This window comes from Sphingopyxis sp. BSNA05 (assembly GCF_013265645.1).
Taxonomy (GTDB): Bacteria; Pseudomonadota; Alphaproteobacteria; order Sphingomonadales; family Sphingomonadaceae; genus Parasphingorhabdus.
In genome coordinates, this window is the sequence record NZ_PYIA01000067.1 from 1 (window position 1) to 5,035 (window position 5,035).

General features: G+C 58.4%; 7 protein-coding genes and 1 pseudogene. 5 read left to right on the plus strand and 3 right to left on the minus strand.

The window, feature by feature from the left end; genetic code table 11:
- From C8024_RS07570 to C8024_RS07580, 3 genes and pseudogenes are all read left to right on the plus strand, one after another.
- Window positions 1–479, plus strand: a pseudogene (locus tag C8024_RS07570) (hypothetical protein); the annotation flags it as partial.
- Between the two features lie 256 nt (window positions 480–735).
- Window positions 736–996, plus strand: a complete 261-nt coding sequence (locus tag C8024_RS07575; protein WP_173203862.1) for a DUF2442 domain-containing protein — start codon at window positions 736–738, stop codon at window positions 994–996.
- 277 nt (window positions 997–1,273) lie between these two features.
- Complete coding sequence (locus C8024_RS07580) at window positions 1,274–1,657, plus strand: DoxX family protein (protein WP_173203863.1); 384 nt, start codon at window positions 1,274–1,276, stop codon at window positions 1,655–1,657.
- Window positions 1,658–1,931: 274 nt separating this feature from the next.
- Here the strand turns inward: C8024_RS07580 and C8024_RS07585 are convergent, their stop codons facing one another.
- Window positions 1,932–2,270: a hypothetical protein gene (locus C8024_RS07585; protein ID WP_173203865.1), complete on the minus strand. Its 339-nt coding sequence runs from the start codon at window positions 2,268–2,270 to the stop codon at window positions 1,932–1,934.
- 292 nt (window positions 2,271–2,562) lie between these two features.
- Between C8024_RS07585 and C8024_RS23145 the strand changes: the two genes are divergently transcribed.
- Window positions 2,563–3,063 (plus strand): DUF1294 domain-containing protein, encoded by a 501-nt coding sequence (locus C8024_RS23145; protein ID WP_367947217.1) that lies wholly within the window; start codon window positions 2,563–2,565, stop codon window positions 3,061–3,063.
- A 219-nt stretch (window positions 3,064–3,282) separates the two neighbouring features.
- Here C8024_RS23145 and C8024_RS07600 read toward each other — a convergent pair whose 3' ends face one another.
- Entirely contained in the window at window positions 3,283–3,648 is a 366-nt protein-coding gene (locus C8024_RS07600) for a hypothetical protein (protein WP_173203867.1), read from the minus strand.
- A 222-nt stretch (window positions 3,649–3,870) separates the two neighbouring features.
- Between C8024_RS07600 and C8024_RS07605 the strand changes: the two genes are divergently transcribed.
- Window positions 3,871–4,227, plus strand: coding sequence for a hypothetical protein (locus tag C8024_RS07605; protein ID WP_173203869.1), 357 nt, complete (start codon window positions 3,871–3,873; stop codon window positions 4,225–4,227).
- On the opposite strand, the gene C8024_RS07610 is transcribed toward C8024_RS07605, so the two are convergent.
- Window positions 4,224–4,694 (minus strand): thermonuclease family protein, encoded by a 471-nt coding sequence (locus C8024_RS07610; protein WP_367947218.1) that lies wholly within the window; start codon window positions 4,692–4,694, stop codon window positions 4,224–4,226. The genes C8024_RS07605 and C8024_RS07610 overlap by 4 nt on opposite strands.
- Window positions 4,695–5,035 lie beyond the last annotated feature (341 nt).

The following is a 5,035-nucleotide window of genomic DNA, read 5'->3' on the forward strand; positions in this document are numbered from 1 at the left end:
GGGGTCACGTCAGTGGCAAAATCCTAAGCCATTTAGAGGCAAATGATGAAATAATAACGGATTTTGTAAACCTGCTACCTATCAACCGCCATTGCGCTATTATGATTGACAGTGATTTAGGCTCGGCGAACCAGTCTCTTCGGTCTGCTAAATTGAAAATAATGTCAGAATTAGATGCGATAGGCGGATTCCATTGGGTCACAAAAGGACGAGAAATTGAAAACTATTATTCAGCACAAGATCGAGATGCGGCAATCAGGGCCAAGCACAGGAACGTAATAGAAACAACAATTAGCGGAAATCGATTTTGTCATCCTCTTAGGTTTAAAATCGGGCAGAAAAAGGAGGATGTTAGAGACGGTAATAAAGTCAAAATTGCATCTTATTTGGTTGAGAACGCGGAGCCAGAGTGGGAGAAGCTAAATCTTAGGAGCGATTTAGAAAACCTAATGCAATTTATTGAGGAAGCTAACAGATAGCAATTAGGCATTTCGGTGACAATGCACCAAATACACCAATCGTTACCCCAATGAACATCGGTCCCCGAACGGTCATATAGACCTGTCTGCCGACCGATTGATAGTTCCGGTCAATGGCTCAAAGCGCGCGTGACGTTGCCCTGCCTGTGTCCTAATCGCCGATGGCGAATGCATTGCTGGGGCTTCTCTTCAAACGTGCTTTCGCGGCTGATTGCGGTTATAGAGGGGAGAGGCGAAGAAATTGAAAGACTATGGCATGACTTCTTTTCCCCCTGAGCCGCTAGCGGTCCGGTTTGACGAGAGTAATTTCTGGGTCGATCTGGAAGACGGACGAACGCTCGGCATTCCGCTGGCCTGGTTTCCGCGCCTGTTGCATGCCACGCCCCGGCAGCGCGAGCAGGTCGAACTCAGCCGCTCGGGCCTGCACTGGGAAGAGATTGACGAGGATATATCCGTTGCTGGCCTGCTGGCCGGTCGCGGCGATATTACCCGTACGACGGATGTAGCGGCTGAATAGGAGCGGATTCGGGTTTCGGTGAGAGCCCGTCAATTCCCAACCTCGTCATCCTGAACTCGTTTCAGGATCCCCTCCGCCAGAGCGCGCACCCTCCGGAGGTCCTGAACCAAGTTCAGGATGACGGTTGGCTCGGTCCAATTCTCCTCTCGACCGCCGCTCACGCCACACAACAGCAAAATCGGCAACACACTGTTGCCCCGCGCCCACCGTGTCCCGCGTTGACGCTAGGGCAAGCCCGGCCTAGTCTTTCCCCACCAATCAACGGGGAGGACCAATCATGAAATTTCTGGATGGATATAAAGAACACACCTACGCGCTGCTGCGGATCGTCGCGGGGCTGTTGTTCATGGCGCATGGCGTGCAAAAGCTTTTCAACTTTCCGGTCGCCTTTGAATATCCGCTCAACCCGATGCTCTACGCCGCTGCCGGCATCGAGCTGATCGGTGGCGCGGCGATTGCGCTGGGGCTGTTCACCCGTCCCGTCGCCTTCATCGCCAGCGGCATGAGCGCCGCGGCCTACTGGATGGCGCATGGCTCGGCCGGGCTGTACCCGATCACCAACGGCGGCGAAACTGTCGCGCTCTACTGCTTCATCTTCCTGTTCATCGCCGCGCGCGGTGCTGGAATCTGGAGCGTCGATGGCAAGATGAGCGAAGCGTAACACCACAAATCGTCATCCTGAACTTGGTTCAGGACCTCCATCGGCAGAGCGCGAACTCTCGGGAGGTCCTGAACCAAGTTCAGGATGACGAGTGTAATTTCACCCTCTCCCATAGGGAGAGGCAACGAAGACTTCCCCGGATGCAATCCGGGGTTAGTCGCAGTCGGTGAGGGGTTTCGTCCTTCAGAGGTCACACCCCCTCACCGAGTTCCACTAGCCAGCAAGCTGGCAAGTTCCACTTGCCTCTCCCAGAGGGAGAGGGAATTCATCACCATCACCCACTATTACCAAAATCCGCGCCGCCCTTTTCGCTGAGCGGGGCGTCGTCTTCGGCCTTGTCCAAAATGCCGAGATCGCTTTCCTCGTCATCATCATTGCGCTCGCCGGCAAAGGCGCCGCCTTCGATGCGGCCGCTTTCGACCATCTGTTTCATATGGTCGACCGTGTCCTGCACATCATCGGGAATGAGCTGCGCCGGGTCGGTGTGGCCGCCGTGCGTGCTGTCGGCGATATCCTCGCGCTTGGCCTTGGTATGCTGCTGCGCCTTCTCGGCAAATTTCTGCGCCTGCGCGTCGTCGCGCTGGGACTGGTTGCTGTTCTGGTTGTCGGTCATGCTGTACCTCTTTCTGTTATCTGACCAACGCGCGCGGCGCGGGATTGTTCCGTGCGATAGGCTGATCGTTTGACGGAGAGCCGGCCAGATTTTCCTCTCCCACAGGGAGAGGCAAGTGAAGCTTGTCAGCTTGCTGACTAGCGCAACTCGGTGAGGGGTTACGGACCTCGGAAAGGTTAAAACCCTCACCGACTGCGACTAAGCCTATCGGCTAAGTCTCCGTTGCCTCTCCCTATGGGAGAGGGCATCGACAGACGTCCGCAACCCGCCCCCCTTTCACCGGTTTTTAAGCATGTCCGGATATATTCGCACCATGTTGACCGCGACCAACATCCTGCTGGCTTTCGCCCTGCTCAACGGCTGGACATTCCTGCTGTTCGGCTGGGACAAGATCCAGGCGGAGAAATTCGGGTGGAGGGTGTCGGAGTCGACGCTGCTGAAGCTGGCGCTGTTCGGCGGGTCGCCGGGCGCTTATGCCGGTCGCGCGCTGTTCCGCCACAAGACGCGCAAGCAGCCGTTCAATGGCCGGTTGCAGACTATCGTGATGGTCCAACTGGTCGGCCTGACCTTTTGCGGCGTCTATTTTTACGAGCCGGGCGGACTGTCGACACCGGCGGAGGCCGTCCAGGTGCAAAGCTTCGCCCAGCGACCGCAAGCGCCGGCCTATTACCCCAACTGCGCCGCCGCCCGCGCCGCCGGCGCCGCCCCGCTCTATCGCGGCCAACCCGGCTACCGGTCGCCGCTGGACCGCGACAATGACGGCATAGCCTGCGAACCCTATCGCGGGCGGTGATCTGCTATTTGAAAAGGAACAACGGGCCGGAACATTGCCCTCTCCCATAGGGAGAGGCAAGTGAAGCTTGTCAGCTTGTCTGACTAGCGCAACTCGGTGAGGGGTTGGAACCTCCCGAAGTGCACAACCCTCACCGACTGCGACTAACCCCGGATTTCATCCGGGGAAGTCTTCGTTGCCTCTCCCTGTGGGAGAGGGCAATTATCCGGTCGAACAGCCCTAGCGCCGCGGCAACAACCGTCGCCAGTCACCCCACAGCACCACCGCCAGCGAAACCCCGATCACCGCCAGATCCACCATCGCCTCGACCGGCGCATAGTCCAGTCCCGCGATCGCCGACAATCCGCCAACAACCGCCCAGGCCACAAACAGCTTCCGCCCGCCGTCCCAGCCTTTCACAAGGCCGATACCGGCGGCAAAGAGCAGCATCGGCGAGAGCATCATCAGCACCGGACCGAGGCCGGGCAACAGCATCATCATCGGTGCGGTCAGCATCGGGGGGAGCGCGGGCAGGGGCAGCGGGAGAAAGTTGAGCGCGGCAACGGCGATCGCGCCCCAGCCGATGATATGACGATATTGTTCCATGGCCGGTCCATATCATGGCGCGCGGGATTTGCCATACCGGCGACATCTTTCGGCAGCGCCTCTGTCCTACAGGCCCGCCTTGTGCTACAGATTGGGACATGAGAAACCATGATGCCAGACTTGTTCAACATTCTGAAAAATGCGGAAATTCGTGATTTTGGGGCCAGCAGCTATTTTTCCTCTTAACACTGTAAAGTTTGTAAAGTTCAACCCGGAGTCGCCATGAAATATATCCGAATCATTTTCGCTCTCGCCGCCGCCTGGGGCTTCCTCGCGCTGGTCCCGGGATTGTTCGCCGAAGCCGGTCCGCGACCGGAATATTATTACGGCTTTATCGGCATTGCGCTGGTGTTCCAGCTGATCTTCATCCTGATCGCGATCGACCCGGCCCGCTATCGCGCGCTGATCCCGATTGCGATATTGGAAAAGCTGTCCTTCTTCCTGCCGGTCACCATCCTCTATACGCAGGGGCGTGTGGAGGTGGGGCCGGTATTTGTCGGCGCCATGGTCGACGGACTGTTCATGCTGTTGTTCGCGCTGGCCTGGTGGCTGTCGCGCAAGGCCGGGCCGGTGGCCTAGCACCAGTTGCGGCGAACCCCCTGCCAGCGTTCGGCGAGGCCCTCGGTGACCAGAATCTCGCCCAGGCTTTGCCCGTCGCGGGTGATGATACGCAGATCGCGGCCATATTGGTCCTGATCGCGGTCGATCGATTGCAGGGAGAAGGCGCCCTGGTTGAGCAAGGCCTGCAGCCGGATCTTGGCTTGCTGGCCGAGCCGCTTTTCGGCGGCGCAGCCGGGGCTGGAGATTTCCGGCGTGTTGATATCGGCGATGCGGATTTTGCGGCCCGCGAACCAGATCGTGTCGCCGTCGACGACGCAGGTGACGCGGTCGGGGCCAAAGCAGATGCCGAAGCTGGCGCGGTTTTGGTCGATGTGGACGGCTGCTGTCGTGCTGGCCGGGCCACCGCTGAGGAAAATCGCCAGAAACAGCGCCGTGCAAAGGGCGGCGGTGATGATCAGAAAGGTGGGCCAGCGGATGTCGTTCACCGGCTGGAAATAGCGGGGAGATGTTAAGGGAGGTTAAACTTGGCGTTGAATATGACGAAGAAACGTGGGTGGGCGGATGCTGTCGCCCGGGCATCTTCGGTGATCAGATCACCAAAGATGCGCTGTTGTTCACGGCCGGACCGATGGAGGCGCTGAGCAGGATGGCAGCCGAGAGGAAAGAGGCAAAGGCTGCGGCGAGACGGCTTTGAAATTTGGAGGACAACATATTCGGGGTTCCTTTAATAAGTGGGTTAAGCGACCAGAGCGGCGGCGTTGTTCATGGCGGGGGCGATGCTTGCGCTGACCAGGATGGCGGCGGAGAAAAGAGCGGCAAAAGCGGC